The organism is Pseudomonas sp. C9D1 (assembly GCF_056491235.1).
This window is the reverse complement of record NZ_JBSZIE010000002.1, coordinates 3,859,761-3,886,478: the sequence shown is the minus strand read 5'-3', so window position 1 is coordinate 3,886,478 and position 26,718 is coordinate 3,859,761. Positions and strand designations below refer to the sequence as shown.

Annotated in this window: 25 protein-coding genes and 1 pseudogene; 13 read left to right on the top strand and 13 right to left on the bottom strand. The window is 67.6% G+C overall.

The window, feature by feature from the left end; translation table 11 throughout:
* Positions 1–2: 2 nt before the first annotated feature.
* Together thiS and ACXI0U_RS25790 are read right to left on the bottom strand one after the other, a co-directional pair.
* Entirely contained in the window at positions 3–203 is a 201-nt protein-coding gene (thiS, locus tag ACXI0U_RS25795; RefSeq protein ID WP_043240875.1) for a sulfur carrier protein ThiS, read from the bottom strand.
* 114 nt (positions 204–317) lie between these two features.
* Positions 318–695: a DUF423 domain-containing protein gene (locus tag ACXI0U_RS25790; protein ID WP_021218343.1), complete on the bottom strand. Its 378-nt coding sequence runs from the start codon at positions 693–695 to the stop codon at positions 318–320.
* A 69-nt stretch (positions 696–764) separates the two neighbouring features.
* Here ACXI0U_RS25790 and mtgA point away from each other — a divergent pair, with 69 nt between their 5' ends.
* Entirely contained in the window at positions 765–1,475 is a 711-nt protein-coding gene (mtgA, locus tag ACXI0U_RS25785; protein ID WP_043240881.1) for a monofunctional biosynthetic peptidoglycan transglycosylase, read from the top strand.
* 1 nt (position 1,476) lies between these two features.
* Here mtgA and ACXI0U_RS25780 read toward each other — a convergent pair whose 3' ends face one another.
* From ACXI0U_RS25780 to ftsY, 5 genes are all read right to left on the bottom strand, one after another.
* A complete protein-coding gene (locus tag ACXI0U_RS25780) occupies positions 1,477–2,082 on the bottom strand; it encodes a hypothetical protein (RefSeq protein WP_271659692.1) in 606 nt (201 codons plus the stop codon).
* Positions 2,083–2,140: 58 nt separating this feature from the next.
* Positions 2,141–2,995 (bottom strand): RNA polymerase sigma factor RpoH, encoded by an 855-nt coding sequence (rpoH, locus tag ACXI0U_RS25775; RefSeq protein WP_021218340.1) that lies wholly within the window; start codon positions 2,993–2,995, stop codon positions 2,141–2,143.
* A 113-nt stretch (positions 2,996–3,108) separates the two neighbouring features.
* Entirely contained in the window at positions 3,109–4,128 is a 1,020-nt protein-coding gene (ftsX, locus tag ACXI0U_RS25770) for a permease-like cell division protein FtsX (protein ID WP_021218339.1), read from the bottom strand.
* Positions 4,128–4,796 (bottom strand): cell division ATP-binding protein FtsE, encoded by a 669-nt coding sequence (gene ftsE / locus ACXI0U_RS25765; RefSeq protein WP_021218338.1) that lies wholly within the window; start codon positions 4,794–4,796, stop codon positions 4,128–4,130. Before ftsE ends, ftsX begins: the two co-directional genes overlap by 1 nt.
* A complete protein-coding gene (ftsY, locus tag ACXI0U_RS25760; protein WP_479551012.1) occupies positions 4,793–6,262 on the bottom strand; it encodes a signal recognition particle-docking protein FtsY in 1,470 nt (489 codons plus the stop codon). Before ftsY ends, ftsE begins: the two co-directional genes overlap by 4 nt.
* A 68-nt stretch (positions 6,263–6,330) precedes the next feature.
* On the opposite strand from ftsY, the pseudogene ACXI0U_RS25755 reads away from it, so the two are divergent.
* The 4 genes and pseudogenes from ACXI0U_RS25755 to ACXI0U_RS25740 all read left to right on the top strand — a co-directional run bounded on the left by ACXI0U_RS25755 (position 6,331) and on the right by ACXI0U_RS25740 (position 10,812).
* A pseudogene (locus ACXI0U_RS25755) lies at positions 6,331–7,759 on the top strand (M16 family metallopeptidase).
* Entirely contained in the window at positions 7,752–9,233 is a 1,482-nt protein-coding gene (locus ACXI0U_RS25750) for a M16 family metallopeptidase (RefSeq protein WP_374979591.1), read from the top strand. Before ACXI0U_RS25755 ends, ACXI0U_RS25750 begins: the two are co-directional and overlap by 8 nt.
* Positions 9,233–9,832, top strand: a complete 600-nt coding sequence (rsmD, locus tag ACXI0U_RS25745) for a 16S rRNA (guanine(966)-N(2))-methyltransferase RsmD (protein WP_479551011.1) — start codon at positions 9,233–9,235, stop codon at positions 9,830–9,832. The genes ACXI0U_RS25750 and rsmD overlap by 1 nt, the downstream gene beginning before the upstream one ends.
* Entirely contained in the window at positions 9,829–10,812 is a 984-nt protein-coding gene (locus tag ACXI0U_RS25740; protein ID WP_479551010.1) for a hydrolase, read from the top strand. The genes rsmD and ACXI0U_RS25740 overlap by 4 nt, the downstream gene beginning before the upstream one ends.
* On the opposite strand, the gene ACXI0U_RS25735 is transcribed toward ACXI0U_RS25740, so the two are convergent.
* Positions 10,809–11,474, bottom strand: coding sequence for a TetR/AcrR family transcriptional regulator (locus ACXI0U_RS25735; RefSeq protein WP_021218332.1), 666 nt, complete (start codon positions 11,472–11,474; stop codon positions 10,809–10,811). The genes ACXI0U_RS25740 and ACXI0U_RS25735 overlap by 4 nt on opposite strands.
* Positions 11,475–11,746: 272 nt before the next feature.
* On the opposite strand from ACXI0U_RS25735, the gene ACXI0U_RS25730 reads away from it, so the two are divergent.
* The 6 genes from ACXI0U_RS25730 to ggt all read left to right on the top strand — a co-directional run bounded on the left by ACXI0U_RS25730 (position 11,747) and on the right by ggt (position 18,088).
* A complete protein-coding gene (locus ACXI0U_RS25730; RefSeq protein WP_021218331.1) occupies positions 11,747–13,177 on the top strand; it encodes a coniferyl aldehyde dehydrogenase in 1,431 nt (476 codons plus the stop codon).
* Positions 13,178–13,212: 35 nt separating this feature from the next.
* Entirely contained in the window at positions 13,213–13,758 is a 546-nt protein-coding gene (locus ACXI0U_RS25725) for a hypothetical protein (RefSeq protein ID WP_021218330.1), read from the top strand.
* A gap of 86 nt (positions 13,759–13,844) precedes the next feature.
* The gene (locus tag ACXI0U_RS25720; RefSeq protein WP_265170271.1) at positions 13,845–15,440 is read left to right on the top strand and encodes a GMC family oxidoreductase; all 1,596 of its coding nucleotides are present in this window, start codon (positions 13,845–13,847) and stop codon (positions 15,438–15,440) included.
* A 92-nt stretch (positions 15,441–15,532) separates the two neighbouring features.
* Positions 15,533–16,012 (top strand): pantetheine-phosphate adenylyltransferase, encoded by a 480-nt coding sequence (coaD, locus tag ACXI0U_RS25715; protein WP_021218328.1) that lies wholly within the window; start codon positions 15,533–15,535, stop codon positions 16,010–16,012.
* A 116-nt stretch (positions 16,013–16,128) separates the two neighbouring features.
* Positions 16,129–16,380 (top strand): YfhL family 4Fe-4S dicluster ferredoxin, encoded by a 252-nt coding sequence (locus ACXI0U_RS25710; protein WP_021218327.1) that lies wholly within the window; start codon positions 16,129–16,131, stop codon positions 16,378–16,380.
* Positions 16,381–16,384: 4 nt separating this feature from the next.
* Entirely contained in the window at positions 16,385–18,088 is a 1,704-nt protein-coding gene (gene ggt, locus ACXI0U_RS25705; RefSeq protein WP_479551009.1) for a gamma-glutamyltransferase, read from the top strand.
* Positions 18,089–18,101: 13 nt separating this feature from the next.
* On the opposite strand, the gene ACXI0U_RS25700 is transcribed toward ggt, so the two are convergent.
* The 5 genes from ACXI0U_RS25700 to ACXI0U_RS25680 form a co-directional block, all read right to left on the bottom strand.
* Positions 18,102–19,931: a Na/Pi cotransporter family protein gene (locus tag ACXI0U_RS25700; RefSeq protein WP_271659686.1), complete on the bottom strand. Its 1,830-nt coding sequence runs from the start codon at positions 19,929–19,931 to the stop codon at positions 18,102–18,104.
* A 112-nt stretch (positions 19,932–20,043) separates the two neighbouring features.
* Positions 20,044–20,382 (bottom strand): multidrug transporter, encoded by a 339-nt coding sequence (locus tag ACXI0U_RS25695; protein ID WP_271659685.1) that lies wholly within the window; start codon positions 20,380–20,382, stop codon positions 20,044–20,046.
* Positions 20,383–20,459: 77 nt separating this feature from the next.
* Positions 20,460–21,038, bottom strand: coding sequence for a lysophospholipid acyltransferase family protein (locus ACXI0U_RS25690; protein WP_479551008.1), 579 nt, complete (start codon positions 21,036–21,038; stop codon positions 20,460–20,462).
* A gap of 71 nt (positions 21,039–21,109) precedes the next feature.
* Positions 21,110–21,922, bottom strand: a complete 813-nt coding sequence (gene mutM, locus ACXI0U_RS25685) for a bifunctional DNA-formamidopyrimidine glycosylase/DNA-(apurinic or apyrimidinic site) lyase (protein ID WP_021218322.1) — start codon at positions 21,920–21,922, stop codon at positions 21,110–21,112.
* 30 nt (positions 21,923–21,952) lie between these two features.
* Positions 21,953–22,765: an HDOD domain-containing protein gene (locus ACXI0U_RS25680; protein WP_162164706.1), complete on the bottom strand. Its 813-nt coding sequence runs from the start codon at positions 22,763–22,765 to the stop codon at positions 21,953–21,955.
* Positions 22,766–23,063: 298 nt separating this feature from the next.
* On the opposite strand from ACXI0U_RS25680, the gene ACXI0U_RS25675 reads away from it, so the two are divergent.
* Together ACXI0U_RS25675 and ACXI0U_RS25670 are read left to right on the top strand one after the other, a co-directional pair.
* Complete coding sequence (locus tag ACXI0U_RS25675) at positions 23,064–24,260, top strand: class I SAM-dependent rRNA methyltransferase (RefSeq protein ID WP_021218320.1); 1,197 nt, start codon at positions 23,064–23,066, stop codon at positions 24,258–24,260.
* 191 nt (positions 24,261–24,451) lie between these two features.
* Positions 24,452–26,482: a hemopexin repeat-containing protein gene (locus ACXI0U_RS25670; RefSeq protein ID WP_081711421.1), complete on the top strand. Its 2,031-nt coding sequence runs from the start codon at positions 24,452–24,454 to the stop codon at positions 26,480–26,482.
* The last annotated feature ends 236 nt before the right edge of the window (positions 26,483–26,718 follow it).

Sequence of the window (26,718 nt, the reverse complement as noted above, 5' to 3'; positions counted from 1 at the left end):
GCCTAGCCGCCACCGATGGCGTGTACCACTTCGACCTGGTCGCCTTCGCTGAGCGCGGTGGCGGCATGCTGGCTGCGCGGCACGATATCGAGGTTGAGTTCGACCGCGACGCGGCGGCCAGTCAGGTCCAGGCGCACGATCAGGTCCGCGACGGTCTGGCCGTCGGGCAGCTCGAAGGGTTCGCCGTTCAACTGAATGTGCATGACGATGCGGTCACAACTTGAGGGGTCGGCATTCTAGCCCGATCCATGCCGATGACCAAGGCTGAATGGCGCCATTCGTCCTCATTTTTGACGCCAGGGTCAGACTTGGGACGATCAGCGTGCCGACAGTTGCCAAGCCGCCAGACCCAGGCACAGCCAGCCGCCGAGGAAGGCCACGCCGCCGAAGGGCGTGATGATGCCGAGCTTGCTGACACCGGTGAGGGTGAGCACGTAGAGGCTGCCGGAGAACAGCAGGATGCCGAGGGCGAACAGCCCGCCGGCGGCGTTGACCAGGCGCCCCGGCAGGTGCAGGGACAGCAGCCCGACGCCGAACAGCGCAAGGGCGTGGATCAGCTGGTAATGGGTACCGGTCTGGAATACCGCCAGGTGCTCGGGGCTGAGGCGGGCCTTGAGGCCATGGGCGGCGAAAGCGCCGAGGGCGACGCCTGTGAACCCGGCGAAGGCGGAAAACAGCAGGAACAATCGGGCCATCGAAGACTCCAGACAAGTAGGAAGCGCCCGCTATAATGGCGCGCAAACCAGTCTCCGGCCAGCCCACGCATGTTCCGATCCCTCAGCCGTCGCCTGTTCAAACTGCTGCTCTGGTTCGCCGCCGGCTCGGTGCTGCTGGTGCTGGTTTTCCGCTGGGTGCCGCCACCGGGAACCATGCTGATGGTGGAGCGCAAGATCGAGTCCTGGGTCGACGGCGAGCCCATCGACCTGCAACGCACCTGGCGCCCCTGGAAGGAACTGCCGGACGACCTGAAGATCGCGGTGATCGCCGCCGAGGACCAGAAGTTCGCCGAGCACTGGGGCTTCGACGTCCCGGCCATCCGCGCCGCCCTCGCCCATAACGAGCGCGGCGGCTCGCTGCGCGGCGCCAGCACCCTGAGCCAGCAGGTGGCCAAGAACGTCTTCCTCTGGTCCGGCCGCAGCTGGCTGCGCAAGGGCCTGGAAGCCTGGTTCACCGGGCTGATCGAACTGCTCTGGTCGAAGCAGCGGATTCTCGAGGTCTATCTCAACAGCGCGGAATGGGGCAACGGCGTGTTCGGCGCCGAAGCCGCGGCCAAGCACCACTTCGGCATCGCCGCACCCTACCTGTCACGCCAGCAGTCGAGCCTGCTGGCCGCCGTGCTGCCCAACCCCCGCGAATGGAATGCCGGCCGCCCGGGGGGCTACGTCGCCCGCCGTGCCGGCTGGATCCGCCGGCAGATGGCCCAGCTGGGCGGCACTCACTACCTGGAGCAGCTCAAGCCGGCCACGCCGATCTGAGTCAGTGTTTCATCGCGCTGCGGGGCACCACGCGGACCAGATGCAGCTGTTCGTCCAGCACATGGGCGGTCAGCCCCTCGGTCGGATAGACCCAGGCTTCCCCCTCCCCCAACTGCAGGCGCAGGCGCGGCTGGCCGATGCTGGCGGCGAGGCGCTCCGCCGCCGGAGGCTGCTGCGGGCGTAGCTCCAGGGCGGCGATGCGATGGCCGGCCAGCTGCTCCAGCAGCTTCGGGCTCAGGGGCTGTTCGCCCTGGTTGCCGCCATCGCCCAGCGCCTTGAGCAGGCTTTCCCGCTCGCCCTCATCCAGCGCCAGCTCGGCTTCCAGGTTGCAGGCATCGGCACCCGCCCCCGTACTGCGGAACAGCAGGCGCGGCCCGGTACTGGCCGACTGCAGCCACAGCTCACCCGGAGCCTGGCCGTTCAGGGCGCCCAGGGTCAGGTTGCCCTCGGCCATGGGCTCCAGCAGCGGTTGCTGCCAGGCCGCGACCCAACCCAGGGGCTCCGCCGGGCCGGTGCTGCGCTGCAACCACAGCGCCAGGGAGAAGAACAGCAGCGCCACGGCGGTGAACAGCAGCCAGTGTTTCGGGCGGAAGGCGGGCATCGGCATGGTTTGCTCCGGGCAGAAAAAAGCCGCCCGTGGGGGCGGCTTCGGATGGGTCGCTGGCTTACGCCTGGATGAAGCCCTTGAGCTTGTTCATCGCATTCTTCTCCAGCTGGCGGATACGCTCGGCGGAGACGTTGTACTTGGCGGCCAGGTCATGCAGCGTCGCCTTGTCCTCGGCCAGCCAACGCTGCTGGAGGATGTCACGGCTGCGCTCGTCCAGGCCTTCCAGCGCTTCGTGCAGGCTGGCGGTGGAGCTGTCGCTCCAGTCCGCTTCCTCCAGCTGGCGAGCTGGGTCGTAGCGATGGTCTTCCAGGTAGTGGGCCGGCGACTGGTAGGCAGCGTCGTCGTCGGCATCCGCCGCCGGGTCGAACGCCATGTCATGACCGGTCAGCCTGCTTTCCATCTCCCGCACTTCACGCGGTTCCACACCCAGGCTCTCGGCCACGGCATGGACTTCGTCATTGTTCAGCCAGGCCAGACGCTTCTTCTGGCTGCGCAGGTTGAAGAACAGCTTGCGCTGCGCCTTGGTGGTGGCGACCTTGACGATGCGCCAGTTGCGCAGGATGAACTCGTGGATCTCGGCCTTGATCCAGTGCACCGCGAAGGACACCAGACGAACGCCCATTTCCGGGTTGAAGCGTTTCACGGCCTTCATCAGGCCGACGTTGCCTTCCTGGATCAGGTCGGCCTGTGCCAGACCATAGCCGGAATAGCTCTTGGCGATATGTACAACGAAGCGCAGGTGCGCCAACACCATTTGCCGCGCCGCTTCCAGATCCTGTTGGTAGAAGAGGCGTTCGGCCAATTCGCGCTCCTGCTCGGGGGTCAGCAGCGGAATGCCGTTGACCGCATGCACGTAGGCATCCAGGTTCGCACCGGGAGCCAGGGCATAGACAGGTTGCAGGGAAGTGGTCATGCGAATCCTCCGATTCACTAAGCTCGCGCAGTTTAGCACTGGCTTTTATGACTGCAAGGGGGCGTAAAAGTTTCGTTACACCCCATCCATGGGCAGCCTTTAACAAGGGGTTTCTAGCGCGGCGCCAATTCGCTGAGATGACGCGCCACGGCCAGCCAGGCGCCAATGTATCCCAGCAGCACGGCCCCCAGAAGCAGGGATAGACCATCGGCTAATGGCACGCCGCCCAGGGCGAAGTCGCTGCCGTACAGGCCGGCCAGGCGGACAACTGCATCGTTCAGCCAGTTCAGGCCGAAGGCCAGCACCAGCCAGGACAGCAGCCCGGCGCCGATGCCATAGAGCGCGCCCATATAAAGGAAGGGACGCCGCACGTAGGCATCGGTTCCACCGACCAGCTTGATGACTTCGATCTCGGTGCGGCGGTTCTCGATGTGCAGGCGGATGGTGTTGCCGATCACCAGCAGCAGCGCCGACACCAGCAGCAGGGTCAGACCGAAGACGAAACGCTCACCCAGCTTGAGGATCGCCGACAGGCGCTCCACCCAGACCAGGTCGAGCTGGGCCTGCTGCACCTTGGGCAGCTCGGCCAGGCGCAGGCGCAGGGCTTCGAGGGTGGTCTTATCGACTTCCTTGGGCGTCACCAGGATCACCCCGGGCAGTGGGTTCTCCGGCAGCTCCTTGAGCGCCTGCCCCAGGCCGGACTGCTGCTGGAACTCGTCCAGCGCCTGTTCACGGCTGATCCACTCGACCTCGGCGACATCCGCCATACCGGTGATTTCTTCGCGCAGCCTCTGGCCGTCGGCTTCGCCGGCGTCCATCTGCAGGAATAGCGAGATCTGCGCGGCGCGCTGCCAGGAGCCACCCAGGCGCTCGACATTGTTGAGCAGCAAAGACAGGCCCATGGGCAGGCTCAGGGCGATGGCCATCACCAGGCTGGTAAAGAAACTGCCGATGGGCTGGCGGCCCAGGCGGCGCAGGCTGTCCACCAGGCTGGCGCGGTGCGCTTCCAGCCAGGCGTGCAGCAGGGCACTGAAATCCGGGCCTTCCTCGCCGTCTTTCTGCGGTTCGGTCGGCTTGGCGGTGGCGCCCACGCGCTCGGCGGGTTTGGGCGGCGGCATGCGGGTGGCACTCATCAGCCGGCCTCCCCGTCGCCGATCAGGCGGCCACGTTGCAGGGTGAGCATGCGGTGGCGCATGCGCGCGATCAGTGCCAGGTCGTGGCTGGCGATCAGAACCGTGGTGCCCAAACGGTTGATGTCCTCGAAGACGCCCATGATCTCGGCCGCCAGGCGCGGGTCGAGGTTGCCGGTGGGTTCGTCCGCCAGCAGCAGGGCCGGGCGATGCACCACCGCGCGGGCGATGCCGACGCGTTGCTGCTGGCCGGTGGAAAGGTCGGCCGGGTACAACTCGGCCTTGTCGGCCAGGGACACCCGCTCCAGTGCCACGCCGACGCGCTTGGCGATCTCGGGCTTGGCCAGGCCGAGGATCTGCAGCGGCAGGGCGACGTTGTCGAACACGGTGCGGTCGAACAACAACTGGTGGTTCTGGAACACCACGCCGATCTGCCGGCGCAGGAAGGGGATCTGCGAGGTGGTGATCTGCGACAGGTCCTGGCCGGCCAGTAGCAGCTTGCCGGTGGTCGGGCGTTCCATGGCCAGCAACAGGCGCAGCAGGGTGCTCTTGCCGGCGCCGGAGTGGCCGGTGACGAAGAGGAACTCGCCGCGACGCACGCGGAAGCTCAGTTCATGCAGGCCGACGTGGCCATTGGGATAGCGCTTGCCCACCTGCTCGAAACGGATCATGCGCGCTCCCGCTCCGCGAATAGCGCACGCACGAAGGACTCGGCTTCGAAGTCGCGCAGGTCGTCGATGCCCTCGCCAACGCCGATATAGCGGATCGGCAAGGCGAACTGCTTGGCCAGGGCGAAGATCACCCCGCCCTTGGCGGTGCCGTCGAGCTTGGTCAGCGCCAGGCCGGAGAGGTTGACCGCCTGGTGGAACTGCTTGGCCTGGTTGATGGCGTTCTGGCCGGTGCCGGCGTCCAGCACCAGCAGCACCTCGTGGGGAGCGCTTTCGTCCAGCTTGCCGATCACGCGGCGCACCTTCTTCAGCTCCTCCATCAGGTTGTCCTTGGTGTGCAGGCGGCCGGCGGTGTCGGCGATGAGCACGTCAATGCCACGGGCCTTGGCGGCCTGCACGGCATCGAAGATCACGGAGGCGGAATCGGCACCGGTGTGCTGGGCGATCACGGAGATATTGTTGCGCTCACCCCAGACCTGCAGCTGCTCCACGGCAGCGGCACGGAAGGTGTCGCCCGCAGCGAGCATGACCTTCTTGCCCTCCAGCTGCAGCTTCTTGGCCAGCTTGCCGATGGTGGTGGTCTTGCCGACGCCGTTCACGCCGACGACGAGGATCACGTAGGGGCGCTTCTCGGCCTCGATGCGCAGGGGCTGCTCCACCGGTTTGAGCAGCGCGGCGAGTTCGTCCTGCAGGGCTTTGTACAGGGCATCGCTGTCGGCCAGCTGCTTGCGCGCGACCTTCTGGGTCAGGCTCTGGACGATGGCGGTGGTGGCTTCGACGCCGACGTCGGCGGTGAGCAGGCGGGTTTCGATCTCGTCCAGCAGGTCGTCATCGATGGCCTTGCGCCCGAGGAACAGGCTGGCCATGCCTTCGCCCAGGCTGGCGCTGGTCTTCGACAGGCCCTGCTTGAGGCGGGCGAAGAAGCCGGCCTTGGCGGTCTCGGCCACCGGCTGCGGCTGGGCCGGCGCGGCGACGGGGGCTTCGACTACGGGCTCTGGAATGGGCTCGGCAACCGGAGCGGGAACAGGTACTTCGACCACCGGTGCCGGAGCGGGCGCTTCGACGACGGGCCCAGGCGCGCTGGCGATCGGCTCGACCGGCGCCGCAGGTGCAGGTGCAGGTGCAGGTGCAGGTGCAGGTGCAGGTGCAGGTGCAGGTGCAGGTGCAGGTGCAGGTGCAGCAGGCTCGGCGAGAGCCGGCGCCACGTCAACCGGCGCTTGCGGCGCAGCGGGTGTCGCCTGGGGCTGCGGCTCTGCCACTGGGGCAGCGACCGGCGCGACCTCGGCAACGGGCTCGACCACCGGTGCAGGCGCAACCGGCTGAGCCTCGGCAGCGGGCAGCTCGGGCTGGGTGGGTTCTGCGGGCGGCACGGGGGCCGCTTCCTGCGGTTTCTTGCGCAGCCAGCCGAACAGGGATTTTTTCTCAGCGGCCTCGGCCGGCGTCTTCTTGTCGTCGTTGGAACCAAACATGGGTAGCTTGTATCTCAAGGAGCGGCCGCTCTGGGCCTGGCCCGGTAGCGTCGCCGTGCCGGAAAGGGATGGAGTATCCTAGCACCTCTTCGCCCGCAGGCGGTACGTCCGCCGGGGCCGTCCGAAAGGTCAAAATCATCGATGAAAGCGATTGCCCGCCACGCCGCCGGCCTGCTGTTCGGCGCCCTTTGTCTGCCGATGGCTGTCCATGCCGCAGAAGCTCAACCCACCCATGAATACACCCTCGAAAACGGCCTGAAAATTGTCGTCAGAGAAGACCACAGAGCCCCGGTAGTAGTTTCCCAGCTCTGGTACAAGGTCGGCTCCAGCTACGAGACGCCCGGCCAGACCGGCCTCTCCCACGCCCTCGAACACATGATGTTCAAGGGCAGCCGCAAGCTCGGCCCGGGCGAGGCTTCCCTGGTGCTGCGCGACCTCGGCGCCGAGGAAAACGCCTTCACCAGCGACGACTACACCGCCTATTACCAGGTCCTGGCCCGTGACCGCCTGAACGTCGCCTTCGAACTGGAAGCCGACCGCATGGCCAGCCTGCGCCTGCCGCCGGAAGAGTTCGAGCGCGAGATCGAGGTGATCAAGGAAGAGCGCCGCCTGCGCACCGACGACCGCCCCACCGCCAAGGCCTTCGAGCGCTTCAAGGCCATGGCCTATCCCGCCAGCGGCTACCACACTCCCACCATCGGCTGGATGGCCGACCTGGACCGCATGAAGGTCGATGAGCTGCGCCACTGGTACGAATCCTGGTACGTGCCCAACAACGCCACCCTGGTGGTGGTCGGCGACGTCAAGGGCGAAGAGGTCAAGGCCCTGGCCCAGCGCTGGTTCGGCGGCATCCCCAGCCGCGCCGTGCCGCCCTCGAAGAAGCCCCTGGAGCTCGCCGCACCGGGTGAGCGCCGCATCGTCCTGCACGTGAAGACCCAGCTGCCGAGCCTGATCATGGGCTTCAACGTCCCCGGTCTCGCCACCGCCAAGGAGCCGCGCCAGGTCCACGCCCTGCGCCTGATCTCCGCGCTGCTCGATGGCGGCTACAGCGCCCGCCTGCCCAGCCGCCTGGAACGTGGCGAGGAGCTGGTCAGCGGCGCCTCGGCCAACTACGACGGCTACCCGCGCGGCGACAGCCTGTTCATGCTCAGCGCCACGCCCAACGTGCAGAAGGGCAAGACCCTGGAGCAGACCGAAGCCGGCCTGTGGAAGGAGCTGGAAGACCTGAAGAACAACCCGCCGAGCGAGGAGGAACTCAAGCGCGTGCGCGCCCAGGTGATCGCCGGGCTGGTCTACGAGCGCGACTCCATCACCAGCCAGGCCACCACCATCGGCCAGCTGGAAACCGTCGGCCTGTCCTGGAAGCTGATCGACCAGGACCTCGCCGCCCTGGAAGCCGTCACCCCGGCCGACATCCAGGCCGCCGCCAAGACCTTCTTCACCCGCGACCGCCTCAGCGTCGCCCACGTCCTGCCCGAGGAGGCTAGCCATGAGTGAGCGCAACGGCCTGCGATACGGCCTGCTCGGCCTGGCCCTGATCGCCCTGCTGGGCGTCCTGCTGTTCATCGTCGTCGACCGCACCCCGCCGGCGCTGGCCGCCGAGGCCGATGAGCCGCCGAAGCTCGAATCCATCACCGAGCTGGACGGCAAGGCCCCGGCCCGCCGTGACCTGGACATCCAGACCTGGGAAACCGCCGAAGGCGCCAAGGTGCTCTTCGTCGCAGCCCCCGAGCTGCCGATGTTCGACCTGCGCCTAACCTTCGCCGCCGGCAGCAGCCAGGACGGCGACACCCCCGGCCTCGCCACCCTGACCAACGCCATGCTCAACGAAGGCGTGAAGGGCAAGGACGTCACCGCCATCGCCGAGGGCTTCGAAGGCCTCGGCGCCGACTTCAGCAATGGCGCCTACCGCGACATGGCCGTGGCCGGCCTGCGCAGCCTGACCGACCCGAAACTGCGTGACCCGGCCCTGGAACTGTTCACCCAGGTCATCGGCGCGCCGACCTTCCCCGAGGACTCCCTGGCGCGGATCAAGAACCAGATGCTCGCTGGCTTCGAGTACCAGAAGCAGAACCCTGGCAAGCTCGCGGGCCTGGCGCTGTTCGACAAGCTCTACGGCAAGCACCCCTACGCCCACTCCAGCGAGGGTGACGAGAAGTCCATCCCCGGCATCGGCGTCGCCCAGTTGCAGGCCTTCCACAAGAAGGCCTACGCCGCCGGCAACGTGGTGATCGCCCTGGTCGGCGACCTCTCCCGCGCGGACGCCGAAGCCATCGCCAAGCGTGTGTCCGAAGCCCTGCCGAAAGGACCGAAGCTGGCCAAGGTGGCCACGCCCGAAACGCCCAAGCCGGGCACCACGCACATCGAGTTCCCCTCGGCGCAGACCCACCTGATGCTGGCCCAGCTCGGCATCGACCGTAACGAGCCCGACTACGCCGCGCTCTACCTGGGCAACCAGATCCTCGGCGGCGGCGGCTTCGGCACCCGGCTGATGGAAGAGGTGCGCGAGAAGCGCGGTCTGACCTACGGCGTCAGCTCCGGCTTCACCGCCATGCAGGTCGCCGGCCCCTTCATGATCGGCCTGCAAACCCGCGCCGAGCTGAGCGACGGCACCCTCAAGCTGGTCAAGGACATCGTCCGCGACTACCTGGCCAAGGGCCCAACGCAGAAGGAACTGGACGACGCCAAGCGCGAACTGGCCGGCAGCTTCCCGCTGTCCACCGCGAGCAACGCCGACATCGTCGGCCAGCTCGGCGCCATCGGCTTCTACGGCCTGCCGCTGACCTACCTGGAAGACTTCATGAAACAGGTGCAGGGGCTCGATGTCGAACAGGTCAAAGCCGCCATGGACAAGCACCTGAACCCGGACAGCTTCGTCATCGTCACCGCCGGCCCGACCGTTCCCCAGAAGGAGCTGCCGGCACCGACCGAGAAGCGTTTCAAACCCAGCTTTGGCATCCCGGAGCACTGATGGCCGCACGTTCGCCGAAGAAAGCCCCAGCCCCCCACGGGGGCCAGGGCCAGTTGCGCATCATCGGTGGCGAGTGGCGTTCGCGCCGCTTCGCCTTCCCCGACGGCCCGGGGCTGCGCCCGACGCCCGACCGGGTGCGCGAGACCCTGTTCAACTGGCTCGCCCCCTACGTGGAGGGCGCGCGGGTGCTCGACCCCTTCACCGGCAGCGGCGCGCTGTACCTGGAGGCGTTGTCCCGTGGTGCCCAGGAAGCCCTGGCCCTGGACCTCAACCCCGACTCGGTCGCCGCCCTGCGCACCACCCTCGACACCCTCGGTTGCGGTGCCGGCCAACTGCTGCAGGCCGACGCCTTGCGCTACCTGGCCACCCAGACGCCGCGCCCCTATGACCTGGTGTTCCTCGACCCGCCCTTCAACCTCAACCTGCTGCAGCCGGCCTGCGCGCTGCTGGAGGAGAACGGCTGGCTGGCCGCCGACGCCTGGATCTACACCGAGAGCGAGAGCGCCCCGTCCAGCCTGGACCTGCCCGGCAACTGGCGCCTGCACCGGGAGAAGAAGGCCAGCACCGTGCACTACGCCCTGTGGCATCGTCAGGCGTGAGCGATTTCAACCCCGCCTGGTGGCTGCCGGGCCCGCACCTGCAGACCCTCTGGTCGCCCTTCTGCCGCAAGCCCCCGCAGCTGGAACGCCGGCGCGAGCGCCTGTGGCTGGAGGATGGCGACTTCCTCGACCTCGACTGGCACGGCCCCCACGGCGCCGAGGCGCCGCTGGTGCTGGTGCTCCACGGCCTCACCGGCTCGTCCAGCTCGCTCTATGTGCTCGGCCTGCAACAGCAGCTCGCCACGCGCGGCTGGCCCAGCGTGGCGATCAACTGGCGGGGCTGCTCGGGCGAGCCCAACCTGCTGCCCCGGGGCTACCACTCCGGGGCCAGCGAAGACCTCGCCGCCACCGTCGAACACCTGCGCCGCGTGCGGCCGCTGGCACCGCTGTACGCCGTCGGCTACTCCCTGGGCGGCAACGTGCTGCTCAAGTACCTGGGTGAAAGTGGCGAAGGCTGCGCCCTGAGCGGTGCCGTCGCGGTCTCGGTGCCCTTCCGCCTGGACCAGTGCGCCGACCGCATCGGCGCCGGCTTCTCGCGGGTCTACCAGCGCCACTTCATGCGCGAAATGGTCGCCTACGTGCGCGACAAGCAGCGCCTGTTCGCCCATCAGGGCCAGGCCGACCGCCTCTCGGTGCTGGAGAAGCTCGGCCCGCTGGACGGCATGCGAACCTTCTGGGACTTCGACGGCCGCATCACCGCGCCCCTGCACGGTTATGCCGACGCCGACGACTACTACCGCCGTGCCTCCAGCCGCTACTTCCTCGGCGAGATCCGCGTGCCGGCGCTGCTGATCCAGGCCGCCGACGACCCCTTCGTGTTCCGCCACAGCATCCCCGAGACCCACGAGCTGTCCGCCAGCACGCGCCTGGAACTGCATGAGAAAGGGGGTCATGTCGGCTTCATCGGCGGTACGCCGGGTACGCCCGACTACTACCTGGAACGGCGCATCCCGCAGTGGCTGGCGGGGCTGGCCCGCTAGCCCTGCACCACCAGGTCGAGGGGCACGTAGAGCTTCTCGTAGAGCGCCGCCACCGCCTCCTGCGCCTCGGCGGCGATATAGCCCCCCTCCAGCGCCAGCACCTGGTAGATGCCACGGCGCAGCATCTCTTCGTTGAGGTCGCCCGGGTCGCCCCGCGTGGTGCAGAGGAAGCGCACCCAGGAAGTCATGATGATCCAGCTGTTCAAGGCCAGCGCCTCGATCTGCGCGTCGTTCATCAGCAGGATGCCGACCTCGACGAAGCCCCGGTAGATGGCCTGGGCATGCCCCAGGCAGCGCTGGGCGAAGACCCGGTAGCGCGCCGCCAGCTCGGCGTCGGACTCCAGCAGGTGCTCGAGGTCGCGGTGCAGGAAGCGGTAATGCCACATCGCCGCCAGCAGCGCCTCCAGGTAGAAGGTCTTGTCCTCCACCGTCAGGGCGCGGTCCTGGGGCAGGCGCAGGAAGGCGTCGACCCGTGATTCGTACTCGGCGAACAGCTCGGCGATGATCACCTGCTTGTTGCGGAAGTGGTAATAGAGGTTGCCCGGCGACATCCCCAGGTGCGCGGCGATGTGGTTGGTGGTGACGTTGCGCTCCCCCTGGGCGTTGAACAGCTCCAGGCTGGATTGCACGATTCGCTCGCGGGTCTTGATACGTGGGGCCATGCGCGGATCGGTCTCACTGCTGCCGGAAGTCGGCGAGGGTAACAAAACTACACAGAGTCCCGGAACAGACAGTACTTCTGCAGCGTTCCGCGTGCCGTTTCGCGCCCTGTTTGTGTGGTCTCCGCGCCCCGTGCCCAGGCCGTCTGGAGGTCAGCCCAACTTTTCGTTTGGTAGGCAGGCCGGCCCTGTCGCGGCATGCTATTTGACACACTAGAGCAATTACTCTAAAAATCCAGCACCGGTTCTCAACAATAACTAGAGAGGTGTCGTTCATGGTCGCCGACGTAGCTTATCTGCAGCAGGCCCAGCAGCAGATCAACCAGCTCGAAGAGCTGTTCGCCCGCCAACGTGCCGCCTATGGCGACAATCCGATGCCCAGCGCCGACCAGCGCATCCAGTGGCTCAAATCCCTGCGTGATCTGATCTTCAACGAGCAGGACGCGCTGATCCGCGCCATCAGCCAGGACTTCAGCAACCGCTCGGCGGACGAAACCCTGCTGGCCGAGATCATGCCCAGCCTGCACGGCATCCATTACGCCAAGAACCGCGTGCGCCGCTGGATGAAGCCCTCGCGCCGCTCCGTCGGCATGGCCTTCCAGCCGGCCTCCGCCAAGGTCATCTACCAGCCCCTGGGCGTGGTCGGCGTCATCGTCCCCTGGAACTACCCGCTGTTCCTCGCCCTCGGCCCCCTGGTGGGCGCGCTGGCCGCCGGCAACCGGGTGATGGTGAAGATGAGCGAATCCACCCCCGCCACCTCCCAGCTGTTCAAGGAGCTGATGGCGCGCATCTTCCCCGAGGACCTGGTCGCCGTGTGCCTGGGCGAAGCCGATGTCGGCGTCGCCTTCTCCAAGCTGCCCTTCGACCACCTGCTGTTCACCGGCGCCACCAGCATCGGCCGCCATGTGATGCGCGCCGCCGCCGAGAACCTCACCCCGGTGACCCTGGAGCTGGGCGGCAAGTCGCCGGCCATCGTCTCCCAGGACGTGCCCCTGGACCACGCCGCCGAGCGCATCGCCTTCGGCAAGACCATGAACGCCGGGCAGACCTGTGTCGCCCCCGACTACGTGCTGGTGCCCAAGGACCGCGTCGAGGGCTTCGTCGAGGCCTATCGCGCTGCGGTGAAATCCTTCTACCCGCAGCTGCAGAACAACCCGGACTACACCGCCATCATCAACGAGCGCCAGGTGCAGCGCCTCAACGGCTACCTGCAGGACGCCGAAGCCAAGGGCGCGCGCCTGGTCCCGCTGTTCCCCGAAGCCCAGGGCCGGCGCCTGCCGCACACCGTGGTGCTCAACGTGAAGGACGACATGAAGCTGATGCAGGACGAGATCTTCGGCCCGCTGCTGCCCATCGTCCCCTACGAGCGCCTCGACCAGGCCTTCGCCTACATCAACCAGCGCCCCCGCCCGCTGGCGCTCTACTACTTCGGTTACGACAAGCGCGAGCAACAGCGCGTTCTGCATGAAACCCACTCCGGCGGCGTGTGCCTCAACGACACCCTGCTGCACGTGGCCCAGGACGACATGCCCTTCGGCGGCGTCGGCCCCTCGGGCATGGGCCACTACCACGGGCATGAAGGGTTCCTCACCTTCAGCAAGGCCAAGGGCGTGTTCATCAAGCAGCGCTTCAACGCCGCCCGGATGATCTACCCGCCCTACGGCAAATCGATCCAGAAACTGGTCTACAAGCTTTTCGTGCGCTAAAGCCCCCCTAAGGATTAGACGGGTACATAACAACAATGACCGAGACCACCCTGAACGCGCCGGGACTTTCCCGGCGCAGCCTGCTGAAAGTCGGCCTGTTCGGCTCTGCCTTCCTCGCCACGGCCGGCGTCACCGCCACCCTTTCCGGCTGCTCCGCCAGCGTCCCGGCCAACGGCCTGGCGATCCTGCGGGACTCCGACCTGCCGTTCCTGCGCGCCCTGATCCCGGTGATGCTCGATGGCGCGGTCAGTGCCGAACAGATGCCGCAAGCCGTGGCCGGCACCATCCAGAGCCTGGACTACGCCCTCGATCGGCTGTCCCCGGAGATGCTCAAGCTCACCGTGCAGCTCTTCGACGTGCTTGCCCTGCCCATCACCCGGGGGCCGCTCACCGGCGTCTGGGGCAGCTGGGAAAACGCCAGCGCCGAGGACGTGAGCAACTTCCTACACCGCTGGCAGAACAGCTTCATCGGCCTGCTGAAGATGGGGCACGCCTCCCTGCTGCAGCTGGTGATGATGGCCTGGTACAGCAGGCAGGAAGCCTGGGCGCATTGCGGCTACCCCGGTCCGCCGACCGTCTGACCGCGCGCCCCCACAACGACAAGAAACACCACTCGACCCGGCGCCGGCCATCACCGGCCGCTGTCGGCGAGACCGAGGATTGACTGATGCCCGTACCCGATCTGTTCGCCGAAGGCATGGCCCGCGGCTGGAAAACCCACAATGGCTCGCGACTCGAGCAGGACCTGACCCTGGAGGCCGACGTCGCCATCGTCGGCTCCGGCGCGGGCGGCGGCACCACCGCCGAAATCCTCAGCGCCGCCGGCTACAAGGTGCTGATCATCGAGGAAGGCCCGCTGAAGACCAGCAGCGACTTCAAGATGCAGGAAGCCGAGGCCTACCCGAGCCTCTACCAGGAAGGCATCGGCCGCATGACCAAGGATGGCGCGGTGACCGTCCTCCAGGGCCGCGCCGTGGGCGGCACCACCCTGATCAACTGGACCTCCAGCTTCCGCACCCCCGACCCGACCCTGGAACACTGGGCCAAGGAGCATGGCGTCAAGGGCCACAGCCCAGCCGAGATGGCGCCCTGGTTCGAGAAGATGGAGCAGCGTCTCGGCGTCGCGCCCTGGGCCATCCCGCCGAACCCCAACAACGACGTGCTGCGCAGCGGCTGCGAGAAGCTCGGCCTGCACTGGAAGGTCATCCCGCGCAACGTGCGGGGCTGCTGGAACCTCGGCTATTGCGGCATGGGCTGCCCGACCAACGCCAAGCAGTCGATGCTGGTCACCACCATCCCCGCCACCCTCGAGAAGGGTGGCGAACTGCTCTACCTCGCCCGCGCCCACCGCCTGCTTATCGACGGCGACAAGGTCACCGGCATCGAATGCCAGGGCATGGACGAGCGCTGCGTGGCGCCCACCGGCCGCACCATCACCGTCAAGGCGCGGCACTACGTGCTGGCCGGCGGCGGCATCAACACCCCCGGCCTGCTGCTGCGCTCCGACGCACCCGACCCCCACGGCCGCACCGGCAAGCGCACCTTCCTGCACTTGGTGAATTTCTCCGCCGCGCAGTTCGAACAGGTGATCAACCCCTTCTACGGCGCGCCGCAGTCCATCTACTCCGACCATTACCAATGGGACGACGGCACCACCGGGCGCATGTCCTACAAGCTCGAAGTGCCACCGCTGCAGCCCGCGCTCACCGCCACCCTGCTCGGCCGCTTCGGCATCGACAACGCCCTGCGCATGGAACAGCTGCCCCACACCAACGTGATGCTCGCCCTGCTGCGCGACGGCTTCCACCCGGACAGCGCCGAAGGCACGGTGGAGCTGCGCGGCGACGGCAGCCCGGTGCTCGACTACCGCATGACCGACTACACCTGGGATGGCGTGCGCCGTGCCTTCCAGGTGATGGCCGAGATCCAGTTCGCCGCCGGGGCCAAGGCCGTGCTGCCGCTGCACGCGGACGCCGGCTACGTGAAAACCGCCGCCGAGGCCCGCACGCTGATCGACGGCCTGTCACTGGAGCTCTACCGCACACGCCTCGGCAGCGCCCACGTCATGGGCGGCTGCGCCATGGGCGAGGATCCGAAGCAGGCGGTCACCGACAGCCTCGGGCGGCACCATCAGCTGGCCAACCTGTCGATCCACGACGGCTCGCTGTTCCCCACCAGCATCGGCGCCAACCCGCAGCTGTCGGTCTATGGCCTGACCTCGCAGCTTTCCAGCGCACTCGCCGAGCGCCTCAAGAGCGCCTGAGCGAGATAAACCGGCATGCTCCGGCGTCTTGGCCGCTGGAGCATGCTGCGCTACCATCCGATTCCCTTACGGACCCCTGCCAGGACGTAGCGATGAACCGAGTGTTGTATCCGGGTACCTTCGACCCGATCACCAAAGGCCACGGCGATCTGATCGAACGTGCCTCCCGCCTGTTCGATAGCGTGATCATCGCGGTCGCCGCCAGCCCCAAGAAGAACCCCCTGTTCTCCCTGGAGCAGCGCGTCGAGCTGGCCCGGGAAGTCACCAAGCACCTGCCCAACGTCGAGGTGGTGGGCTTTTCCACCCTGCTGGCGCATTTCGTCAAGGAGCAGAAGGCCAATGTCTTCCTTCGTGGCCTGCGCGCGGTCTCCGACTTCGAATACGAGTTCCAGCTGGCCAACATGAACCGCCAGCTGGCGCCGGACGTGGAGAGCATGTTCCTCACCCCGTCGGAAAAGTACTCCTTCATCTCCTCCACCCTGGTGCGCGAAATAGCGGCCCTGGGCGGGGACATCACCAAGTTCGTCCACCCCGCGGTGGCCGACGCCCTGGCCGAGCGCTTCAAGCGCTGAGCCCCGCGATACGGCGGTCGGCGCGCGCAAAAGGTGCGCCGATCGCGCCATTCCGGCACAATTCCGCCATTGTCTGCTGAACACCGCCGCCGCACGGCGACGGTAGGAGTTGTTCCATGTCCCTCAAGATCACCGACGACTGCATCAACTGCGACGTCTGCGAACCCGAGTGCCCCAACGGCGCCATCTCCCAGGGCGAAGAGATCTACATCATCGACCCGAACCTGTGCACCGAGTGCGTCGGCCACTACGACGAGCCGCAGTGCCAGCAGGTCTGCCCGGTGGACTGCATCCCCCTGGACGACGCCCGCGTCGAAACCCGCGACCAGCTGATGGACAAGTACCTCAAGCTCACGGGCAAGGCCTGACGCCATGGGCCGCCAGCTCCGTGACACGGCCTGGCGCCCCGCCCTGCTCGCGGCGCTGCTGCTGTTCAGCGTCGCGCTACGGGCGGCGCCTCCCCAGCAGGCCGCGGTAGCCAGCGCGCAACCCTCGGCCACGGTCGCCGGCCTGGAAACCCTGGCCATGGGCGGCAACGCCTTCGACGCTGCGGTGGCCATCAGCGCCGCCCTGGCAGTGGCCGAGCCCCACGGCTCCGGCCTCGGTGGTGGCGGCTTCTTCCTCCTGCGCAAGGCCGGCGACAAGCAACCCACCTATCTGTTCCTCGACGCTCGCGAACGCGCGCCCTTGGCCGCACGCCCCGATCTCTACCTGCGCGACGGCAAGGTGCAGCCTCAGCTCTCCATCAACGGCCCGCTGGCCGCCGCCATTCCCGGGCTACCCGCCGCGCTGGTGGACCTGGCCCAGCACCACGGCCGCCTGCCCCTGGGCGACTCCCTGGCCCCGGCCATCCGCCTGGCCCGCGACGGCATCTCGGTCGACCGCGTGTACATCGAGCGCGCCGGCTTCCGCATCGCCGCCATGCGCGACGATCCCGAGACCGCGCGCATCTTCCTCGACGACAAGGGCGAAGTGCCCGAAGAGTTCAGCCTGCTGCGCCAGCCCGACCTGGCGCGCACCCTGGAGCGCATCGCCCGCTACGGCAAGGCCGGCTTCTATGCCGGCGAGACCGCCGACAAGCTGGTCAAGGGCGTACGCGCCGCCGGCGGCATCTGGACCCAGCAGGACCTGGACAGCTACCGGGTGGTGGAACGCCAGCCGCTGCGCTACACCCTGGCCGATGGCCGCGAGCTGATCGGCGCACCGCCGCCCTCCGCCGGTGGCGTGGCCCTGGCCCAGAGCCTGGCGATGCTGCAGCAGCTGCCCTGGCGCGAAGGCGACAAACTGCAGCGCACCCACTACGTAGTGGAAGTGCTGCGCCGCGCCTACCGTGACCGCGGCCTGCTGGGCGACCCCGACTTCATCGCCAACCCGGTGAGCCAGTTGCTGGCGCCCGACTACCTGAAGGGCCTGGCCGCCGGCATCGCCCCCCAGCGCGCCACGCCCAGCGCCAGCCTGCCGCCCGCCCCCGCCTGGCGCGAAGGCGACCACACCACCCATTTCGCGGTGATCGACAAGGACGGCAACGCCGTCGCCGCCACCCTCTCGGTGAACCTGCCCTTCGGCGCCGCCTTCGTCGCCCCGGGCACCGGCGTGCTGCTCAACGACGAGATGGACGACTTCGCCGCCGATACCCACGGTGCCAACGCCTACGGCCTGGCGGGCAGCCAGGCCAACGCGGTGGCCGCCGGCAAGCGCCCGCTGTCGAGCATGAGCCCCACCTTCATCGAGAGTGCGAAGGAATTCACCGCCTTCGGCACCCCGGGCGGCAGCCGCATCCCCAGCATGGTGCTGCTGTCGATCCTCGAATACCTCGATGGCCAGCCCGTGGCCCGCTGGCCGGCGGTGCCGCGCTATCACCACCAGTACCTGCCCGACGTCATCGAGCACGAGCCGAGCACCTTCAGTGACGCCGAGATCGCCGCCCTGCAAGCACGCGGCTACAGCCTCAAGCGCGTCGAGCGCGGCTATGGCAACCAGCAGGTGCTGTTCTGGGACAAGGACGGCGGCCGCGTCGAAGCCGCCAGCGACCCGCGCGGCGTGGGCCTGGCCAAGACCCTGCCGGAGCAGCGCTGAGCCACGCAGTGGCTCAGGACAGCTCGATCAGCCCTTCGTCTTCCTGCGCCAGGTCCTTGCGGAACATCCCCTGGCCCTGGCCGATCATCAACACGTTGCGCAGGCTCTGGATGATGCGGCTGGCATAGCCCAGGTCGTTCATCAGCGAGCTCATCTGCAACCCATCCAGCTGGCCGCTGCGTACCGCCGCGAACAGGCGATTGCGGAAGTCGCCATCGAAATCCGCCGCCTTCTCGTCCAGCCATTGCAGGTGCTGTGACCAGACTTCGTCCGGCAGCTCCGAGCGGCTCAGCTCGCGCACCTGGTGCAGGGTCGCCAGCAGATGCCGGCGCAGCTCCACGTAGGCATCCCGCGTAGCCGACGGCCCGCCTTCCAGGTAGTGGCCGAGGTTCTTCTGCAGGTGCTTGGCATCCTTCACCGCATCCACCAGTTGCAGCGCCGCCACCTGGCAACTGACCCAGAACTGCTGGTGCGCCTCGTCCAGCGTCACTTCCAGGCGCCCCATGAAGCTCAGCAGGTCGCCGTACACGCCCTTGATGTGGCGCTGGTAGAGCGTCTCGGCATCCAGGTGATGACGCACCGGCGGCGCCTGCAAGGCGGCCTCGTCGGGGCGGTCCTTGCTCAGCAGGTCCACCGGCAGGAACAGCGCGTGGCAGATCACCTCCAGGCTCAGGCGCCCGAGGTGGCGCAGCTCCTGCACCACCGCGCTGGCCGCTGCATCGGCGGAATCCAGGGCTCGCTCGCTGAGGTAGCGCGCGCGCACCCGTTCCGGTTCCGCCGGCCCGGCCGCCAGCTCGGTGATCAGCACCTGGGGCTCGCTGCGCTCGGGGAGCCAGCGCACCAGCAGGGTCGCCAGGCGCCCCTGCCAGGGCCAGAACAGCGCCACGCCAAAGGCGTTGAACAGGGTGTGGAACATCGCCAGCTGGATCAGCGGGTTGCCGCCCAGGCCCATCGGCTCCGCCAGGGCATGCACCAGCCAGGTCAAGGGCCCGAGCAGGATGAAGGCGAGCACCCCGGTGACGACGTTGAACAGCACATGGGCCAAGGCCAGGCGCTGGCCGCTGCGGTTACCGCCGAGGGAGCCGACGAAGGCCGTAGTGACGCTACTGCCGACGTTGGAGCCGATGGCGATCGCCAGGCTCTGGCCCAGCTCCAGTTGGCCGCTGGCCAGGGCCGCAAGGGTCAGCATCAGGGCAGCGTGGCTGGACTGCAGCACCACGGTCACCAACATCCCCACCGCCACGAACAGCAGGCTGCCGAGCAGGCCATCGACCTGCAGGCCGGTCATGTCGAAGCCATCGTCAAAGGTCGAAAAGCCGTCCTTGATCTGGTCGATGCCAAGGAACACGAAGGCAATGCCCAGCACGATGCGCCCAGCGGCCTTGCTGCGCGGACCGACGAAGCCGGCGAGCACGCCGAACACCAGCAGCGGCAGGGCCAAAGGCGAGAGGCTGAGGTTCTGCCCGGCCATGGCCAACAGCCAGATACCGCTGGTGGCGCCCAGGTTGGCGCCGAACAGAATGGCGATGCCTCCGGCCAGCTGGATCAGCCCGGTGCTGATGAAGGCGATGGTGAGCAGGGACACCAGGGTGCTGGATTGCAGCAGCAGAGTGCCGCACACACCGAACATCAGGCCCTTGAACGGCGTCGCGGTGCTGCGCCCCAGCAGTTGCTCCAGCTTGCCGCCGGCCAGGTCGCGCAGCCCTTCCTCCAGGCACTGCATGCCAAAGAGGAACAGCGCCAGCCCCGCGCAGAGCTGCAACCAGCCCGCGCTCATCCAGAAGCTCCCGGCCAACCCGGCCGCCGCCAGCGCCACCAGCGCGATCAATGGAAAGCCTTTCACGTCATCCCCCTTCCCTGGCAGGCACCAAAAAGGGCGCCCCAAATGCAAACGGCCCCTTGCTCATCACTGGGCAAGGGGCCGTTTCCGGCTCGAGGAGCCGAGAATAGCGCGATCAGTCTTTCTGGTAACCGCTGGTGGTGCAGCCCAGGCAACGCACGAAGGCTTCTTTGCCCGGATCGACCACCAGGGCCTTGCCGGCGGCGCCGACATTGCCGCCCAGGGCGCTGAAGGGCAGGCTCACCACGAACAGGCCGGCACCGACGACGGTGGCGCCGATCAGCAGCGGGCGGGCGATCAGCAGGTCGCCGACCATGGAGTACGCAGGCGGCGCATCGGCGGTGTACATCGGGTCGCCACTGGAGTTCTGCTGCACAACCTCAGCCTGCGTCGGCAGCGCCATGAGGCCAGAGGTCAGCGCCAAGACAGCAGCGGAAGTGCGGAACAGGTTCATGATGCAATCCTTCGGCTATTAGAGGAGTAATGCGGCTAACTATAACAGTGCTCGTGCGCTTTTCAGCGTGACGGCCTTCAATCGCCGTTAAAAGCGTAGTCGGGTTTTTTCGGCTCGTACGGCAGGTAGAACGCCAGCAGCCGGCGCAGGTCGGCCGTGGCATCGCCGGTGGTGTGGAACGGCTCGCCGATGACGATGCGCCGATTGCGGTAATCCAGCGCCGCCGGCACCACCGGAACGCCCGCGCCCCGGGCGATGTGATAGAAGCCCATCTTCCAGCGCTCCACCCGCTTGCGCGTGCCCTCCGGCGACAGCACCAGGATGAATTCACGGTTCTCGGCGAAGGCCTGCACGGCCTGCTCCACCTGGTTGAGCGTGAGGTGGCGCTGGATGGGAATGCCGCCCCAGCGCCGCATCAGCCCGGCGAAGGGCCAGCGGAAGATGCTGTGCTTGCCGAACCAGCGGGCGTTCAGGCGGAGGATGAACTTGACCGCGATGAACAGCACGAAATCCCAGTTGGAGGTGTGGTGGGCGCCGATCACCACGAACTTGTCGAGGGGCGGCAACTGCCCCTCGATGCGCCAGCCCATGAGCCGGAAGACCCCATGGCCGATGGCCTCCGCAACCGCGTTGCGGGGCAGGTAGTTGCCGGACATCCTTCACCTCTTCTTATTGTTCTCGGCATTTCTCGACGTTCGCGACCGCAGGCCGACAGGGCCTCGCCGGCTTAGCGCTGGCAGCGCGGGCAGTAGACGCTGGCCCGCTGCCCCAGCTTCACCTCGCGCAGGGTGGAACCACAGGTCTTGCAGAACTCGCCGCCACGCCCATAGGCGAACAGCTCCTGCTGGAAGTAGCCCGGCTGGCCGTCGCCGCCGACGAAGTCGCGCAGGGTGGTGCCGCCACGCTCGATGGCATGAGCGAGAATGCGCTTGATCTCCTCGGCGAGCTTCAGGTAGCGCGCCCGCGACACCGTGCCCGCCTCGCGGCGCGGGTCGATGCCGGCAGCGAACAGCGCCTCGGTGGCGTAGATGTTGCCCACGCCCACCACCACGGCGTTATCCATGATGAAGGGCTTCACCGCCATGCTGCGCCCGCGGGACAGCTGGTACAGGCGCTCGCCATCGAACAGCCCGGTCAGCGGCTCGGGGCCCAGGTTGCGCAGCAATTCATGGTTGTGCGGGTCCTGGCTCCAGAGCATGGCACCGAAGCGGCGCGGGTCGGTGTAGCGCAGCGAAAGGCCCGACTCCAGCTCGATATCCACATGCTCGTGCTTGGCCGCCGCCGTACCCGTTTCCACCAGGCGCAGGTTGCCGGACATCCCCAGGTGGCTGATCAGCGTGCCCGCCTCGGCCTGCAGCAGCAGGTACTTGGCGCGGCGTTCGACGACCACGAAACGCTGGCCGGAGAGGCGCACGTCGAGGTCTTCGGGGATGGGCCAGCGCAGGCGGCGCTCACGCACCACCACGCGGCTCACGCGCTGGCCTTCGAGGTAGGGCGCGATGCCCCGCCGCGTGGTTTCGACTTCAGGTAATTCAGGCATGGGGGTCTCGGCGTGAAGCGCTGCGGGCGATCAGTGGGCGCCCAGTTCGCGGATGCTTTCCTTGAGGTTCTCGAAGTCGTACTCCGACAGACCGACATAGTCGAGCACCAGCGCGCGGATGCTGTTCCACTCGTGGTCGTCGGCCTGGTTGCCCAGCACCAGGTGCGAGGCGCAGACGTGCTCGGCCATCTTCAGGATCGCCAGCAGCGTCTTCAACGGCGCATCGCGGCCGGAGTCGTCGCTGAAGATCGACAGCGCGTTGTGGTGGTTGGCGATGGCCTCGCAGAGGTGCTCCGGCAGGCGCCAGGAGCGCGCGGTGAAGTAGCCCACCACCGCATGGTTGGTGTTGAGCAGGCGGTTCTCGGTGTCGACGATGCGGCGCTCGACGCTGGCGCTGGCATAGGCCTCCTCCAGCACCGTCATGTAGTCGGGGAAGCGCTTGAGCATCAGCGGGATGCCGCAGTTGTGGAACAACCCCAGCGCATAGGCCTCGTCGGCCTGCTGGTGGCCGATGCGCTTGGCCAGGGTCAGGCAGGTCATGGCCACGTCCTGGGCGGTGTCCCAGAAGCGGTTCAGGGTGACGATGGTCTCGTCGGTCATCTCGCCCTTGATCGACTGCGCGTTGATCAGGTTGATCACCGTGTTGCAGCCCAGCAGGTTGACCGCCTGCTGGATCGAGGCGATGCGGTTGGTCAGCCCGTAGAACGGCGAGTTGACGATCTTCAGCAGCGCGCCCGACAGGCCCGGGTCCTGGCTGATGAGCTTGGCGATGGTGCGCAGGTCAGGGCTGGGCATGACCTGCTCCATCTGCAGGTCGACCATGATCTGCGGCTGGGGCGGCACGCTGATGCCCTGGAGGAAATGACGGATCTGTTCAGCAGAGAGTTCTTGGGCCATGACAGCGAGACTGGGACGGAAAATAAGGCTGACAGTCTAACCCCAGGCAGCGGCGAACTGGCCAGCGTTTTAGCTGAACTTTCGCCTAACGGTCGGCTCGGAAAGCGACCGATTCGCGACTGCGTCGGCACTGCTGTGCCAGCACCGGGAAAAGCACTCGCGGGTGGTGCGGAGAACGCCCGCCGGTAGCAGGTTCGGCGGGCGCCTTCGGTTATAATCCCGCTCTTTTTCCGGAGAGCGACCCATGTCCCTGCCCAGCCTGCGCCTCAAAGCCAACGCCGATCGACGCCTGCGCGCCGGCCACCTGTGGGTCTACAGCAACGAGATCGACGTGGTCGCCACTCCGCTGAACGCCTTCCAGCCCGGCGACCAGGCCATCCTCGAAGCCGCTGGCGGCAAGGCCCTGGGCGTGGTCGCGCTGAGCCCGAACAACCTCATCTGCGCGCGCCTGGTGTCCCGCGACGTCAAGCACAGCCTCGACAAGTCGCTGCTGGTGCACCGCATCAACGTGGCCCTGAGCCTGCGCGAGCGCCTGTTCGACAAGCCCTACTACCGCCTGGTCTACGGCGACTCCGACCTGCTTCCGGGCCTGGTGGTGGACCGTTTCGGCGACCATATCGTGGTGCAACTGGCCTCCGCCGCCATGGAGCGCAACAAGGACGCCGTGCTCGAAGCCCTGGTGCAGGTGCTCAAGCCCCGTGGCGTGCTGTGGAAGAACGACTCCGCCGCCCGTGACGCCGAAGGCCTGGAGCGCTACGTGGACACCGCCTTCGGCGTGGTGCCCGAGTGGGTCGCCCTGGAAGAGAACGGCGTGAAGTTCGAAGCCCCGGTACTGGAAGGCCAGAAGACCGGCTGGTTCTACGACCACCGCATGAACCGCGCGCGCCTGGCGCCCTACGTCAAGGGCAAGCGCGTGCTCGACCTGTTCAGCTACATCGGCGGCTGGGGCGTGCAGGCCGCGGCCTTCGGCGCCAGTGAAGTGTTCTGCGTCGATGCCAGCGGCTTCGCCCTCGACGGCGTCGAGCGCAACGCCACCCTCAACGGCGTGGCCGAGCAGGTCACCTGCGTCGAAGGCGACGTCTTCGAAGCCCTCAAGGAACTGAAAGCCTCCGAAGAGCGCTTCGACGTGGTGGTGGCCGACCCGCCCGCCTTCATCAAGCGCAAGAAGGACCTGAAGAACGGCGAAGCCGCCTACCGCCGCCTCAACGAACAGGCCATGCGCCTGCTCAACAAGGACGGCATCCTGGTCAGCGCCTCCTGCTCCATGCACCTGCCCGAGGACGACCTGCAGAACATCCTGCTCGGCAGCGCCCGCCACCTGGACCGCAACATCCAGTTGCTGGAACGCGGCGGCCAGGGCCCGGACCACCCGGTGCACCCGGCCATCCCGGAAACCCGCTACATCAAGAGCATCACCTGCCGCCTGCTGCCCAACAGCTGAGGGTCCGACGGCGCCCCGGCCCTGGTGCCGGGGCGCCCGTCATCCGCCTGCCGCAAACCTTTCACCAAAACTTCATCCCCTCCCGCCCCGCTGTCATTCCCCCGCAACTCGGCCACGCTGGTATAGACCACCGCGAGGCAAGCCCGTCGTCTGCGTCGCATCGCTGCAACCACAACAATCAAGGATGCGTCATGACAACAATGAAACGCGCGGGGCGCCTGCTGGCCCTCGCTACCGCCTCGCTGCTCGCCTTGCAGGCCCAGGCCGGCACCAACAAGGTGCTGTTCTTCGGTATCGACGGCTTCAAGGCCGATGCCATTCCCGCCGGCAACATGGTCAACCTCGAGCAACTGATCGCCAGCGGCGTCTACACCGACGGTGGCTGGTCGCCGGACACCTCCATGAGCGGCCCAGGCTGGTCGACCCTGTTCATGGGCGTCGAGCGCGACAAGCACGGCGTGCGCGACAACAACTTCACCGGGCAGAACTACGCCCAGTACCCGCACTTCCTCACCCTGCTGGAACAGCGCAAGCCCCAGCTGGTGACCGCCTATGCCTACAACTGGTCGCCGCTCTACGCGCAGATGAAGCCCCGGGCCGACCTCAAGTTCGACGGCCCCGAAGCCAATGACCCGGTGCTGATCGCCCAGGCCGAGGACTGGCTGCGCAACCGCGCCGACCTCGACGTGCTCAGCGCCTACTACTACGGCGTCGACGAAGCCGGCCACAGCCACGGCTTCCACTCCGACACCCCGCAATACGTCCAGGCCATGGGCCAGGCCGACGCCGCCCTCGGCCGCCTGCTGCAGGCGATCAAGTCGCGCCCCACCTACGCCCAGGAGAACTGGCTGATCGTGGTCAGCACCGACCACGGCGGCAGCAGCACCGGCCACGGCGCCAACCGCCCCGAACACCGCAAGGTGGCGGTGGTGCTCAGCGGCGCCGGCATTCCCGCCCTCGGCCGCAACCGCCTGGCCACCCCGCTGCGCCAGGTGGACGTGGTGCCCACCCTGTTCGAGCACCTGGGCGTCTCCACCCAGGGCCTGGCCCTGGACGGCCGCTCGCGCCTGCACCCCGTGGCGCGCACCTTCGCCTTCGGCCAGAACCTGCTGGCCAACCCCGGCGCCGAGTACGGTGCGGCCCACACCGACCTGGCCTACGACCCGGACATCGCCGGCTGGACCAAGGGCGGCCTGCAGACGGTGATGCGCTACGGCGCCCGCAGCGAACTGCCCGCCGGCCAGGGCCAGCTCTTCGTCGGCCAGGGCAAGGGTTCCCTGACCCAGCGCATCGAGCTGCCGCCGGAGGCCGCCGGCCGGCCCTTCCAGCTCGACGCCCTGCTCGGCGCCAGCGCCGGCAGCAGCCATGACGCCCGTGTGCTGGTGCGCTTCCACACCGCAGAGAAACGCAGCTCGGTGTACTGGAACGACGACACCGGCTACTTCTTCGCCGGCGACCGCTACTACCGCTACAACTACCGCGACGACAAGGTCGACGCCGGTTATCCACAGCCCATCGCCGGCAACTGGATCGGCTTCGAAGGCTTCGAGGGCGGCGCACGGGATATCGACGCCGGCTTCAACGCCGGCAACGGCAAGGCGTACTTCTTCAAGGGCACCCAGTACGTGCGCTTCGACATCGCCAGCGACCGCGTCGACCCCGGTTATCCCAAGCCCATCGCCGGCAACTGGGCCGGCCTGGAACGCTTCAGCGGCGGCGCCCGCGACATCGACGACGTGCTCGAGGTCAGCGGCTCCAAGCTGTACTTCTTCAAGGGCAGCCAGTACATCCGCTACAACCTGACCACCGGTGACAAGGCGGACAAGAACTACCCGCTAGACGTCTCCGGCGCCACCTGGTCCGGCGTGCAGCAGTGGCCCCTGGGCCTGGACGCGGCGGTCAAGCGCAACAGCTCCATCGCCTACCTGTTCAACGGCGGCGAGTACGTGCGCTACAACCTGATCACCGACAAGGCCGAGAGCGGCTACCCGCGCCCCGTGGACGGCGCCACCTGGCCGGGCCTAACCGGCTTCGTCGAAACGGGCACCGCCTTCGCCACGCCGGCCCTGACCGCCGCCGAGCGCAACGGCCAGCCGCTGGCCCGCAACCTCTACGGCACGGTGCCGGCCGGCGCCACCTCGGTGGAAGTGGAACTGCGCTTCGAGAAGGGCAGCGGCGCCGGCTTCCCCTTCGCCGATGAGCTGAACTTCCGCGTCGACTGACCCCCGGTCACCCAGGTGCGCGCCGACCGCTCGGCCCCCGGCCTTCCGCCCGGAGCGCACCTGGGATTAGAATCCGCTCTTCCCTGCCACACCCTCAGGCGGGCCAGTGAGCCCCGGCCGAGCGCGCGGTGATCCCGCGATGCCCTCACGCCACCCCCGGACGCAACGACCACATCCGTTTGCCAACGGCACCCACCACGCTCACGATACGACCTATAACCTGATCAGCCTGCAGG

What these genes read in the sequence shown, in the direction of transcription:
- ACXI0U_RS25790 (WP_021218343.1), bottom strand. Translation starts at nt 695, where the DNA reads ATGGCCCGATTGTTCCTGCTGTTTTCCGCCTTCGCCGGGTTCACAGGC.
- mtgA (WP_043240881.1), top strand. Translation starts at nt 765, where the DNA reads ATGTTCCGATCCCTCAGCCGTCGCCTGTTCAAACTGCTGCTCTGGTTC.
- ACXI0U_RS25730 (WP_021218331.1), top strand. Translation starts at nt 11,747, where the DNA reads ATGGTCGCCGACGTAGCTTATCTGCAGCAGGCCCAGCAGCAGATCAAC.
- rpoH (WP_021218340.1), bottom strand. Translation starts at nt 2,995, where the DNA reads ATGACCACTTCCCTGCAACCTGTCTATGCCCTGGCTCCCGGTGCGAAC.
- ftsX (WP_021218339.1), bottom strand. Translation starts at nt 4,128, where the DNA reads ATGAGTGCCACCCGCATGCCGCCGCCCAAACCCGCCGAGCGCGTGGGC.
- ACXI0U_RS25780 (WP_271659692.1), bottom strand. Translation starts at nt 2,082, where the DNA reads ATGCCGATGCCCGCCTTCCGCCCGAAACACTGGCTGCTGTTCACCGCC.
- ACXI0U_RS25695 (WP_271659685.1), bottom strand. Translation starts at nt 20,382, where the DNA reads ATGAACCTGTTCCGCACTTCCGCTGCTGTCTTGGCGCTGACCTCTGGC.
- ACXI0U_RS25735 (WP_021218332.1), bottom strand. Translation starts at nt 11,474, where the DNA reads ATGGCCCCACGTATCAAGACCCGCGAGCGAATCGTGCAATCCAGCCTG.
- ftsE (WP_021218338.1), bottom strand. Translation starts at nt 4,796, where the DNA reads ATGATCCGTTTCGAGCAGGTGGGCAAGCGCTATCCCAATGGCCACGTC.
- ACXI0U_RS25670 (WP_081711421.1), top strand. Translation starts at nt 24,452, where the DNA reads ATGACAACAATGAAACGCGCGGGGCGCCTGCTGGCCCTCGCTACCGCC.
- ACXI0U_RS25675 (WP_021218320.1), top strand. Translation starts at nt 23,064, where the DNA reads ATGTCCCTGCCCAGCCTGCGCCTCAAAGCCAACGCCGATCGACGCCTG.
- ACXI0U_RS25750 (WP_374979591.1), top strand. Translation starts at nt 7,752, where the DNA reads ATGAGTGAGCGCAACGGCCTGCGATACGGCCTGCTCGGCCTGGCCCTG.
- ACXI0U_RS25690 (WP_479551008.1), bottom strand. Translation starts at nt 21,038, where the DNA reads ATGTCCGGCAACTACCTGCCCCGCAACGCGGTTGCGGAGGCCATCGGC.
- rsmD (WP_479551011.1), top strand. Translation starts at nt 9,233, where the DNA reads ATGGCCGCACGTTCGCCGAAGAAAGCCCCAGCCCCCCACGGGGGCCAG.
- mutM (WP_021218322.1), bottom strand. Translation starts at nt 21,922, where the DNA reads ATGCCTGAATTACCTGAAGTCGAAACCACGCGGCGGGGCATCGCGCCC.
- ACXI0U_RS25720 (WP_265170271.1), top strand. Translation starts at nt 13,845, where the DNA reads ATGCCCGTACCCGATCTGTTCGCCGAAGGCATGGCCCGCGGCTGGAAA.
- coaD (WP_021218328.1), top strand. Translation starts at nt 15,533, where the DNA reads ATGAACCGAGTGTTGTATCCGGGTACCTTCGACCCGATCACCAAAGGC.
- thiS (WP_043240875.1), bottom strand. Translation starts at nt 203, where the DNA reads ATGCACATTCAGTTGAACGGCGAACCCTTCGAGCTGCCCGACGGCCAG.
- ACXI0U_RS25725 (WP_021218330.1), top strand. Translation starts at nt 13,213, where the DNA reads ATGACCGAGACCACCCTGAACGCGCCGGGACTTTCCCGGCGCAGCCTG.
- ftsY (WP_479551012.1), bottom strand. Translation starts at nt 6,262, where the DNA reads ATGTTTGGTTCCAACGACGACAAGAAGACGCCGGCCGAGGCCGCTGAG.
- ggt (WP_479551009.1), top strand. Translation starts at nt 16,385, where the DNA reads ATGGGCCGCCAGCTCCGTGACACGGCCTGGCGCCCCGCCCTGCTCGCG.
- ACXI0U_RS25710 (WP_021218327.1), top strand. Translation starts at nt 16,129, where the DNA reads ATGTCCCTCAAGATCACCGACGACTGCATCAACTGCGACGTCTGCGAA.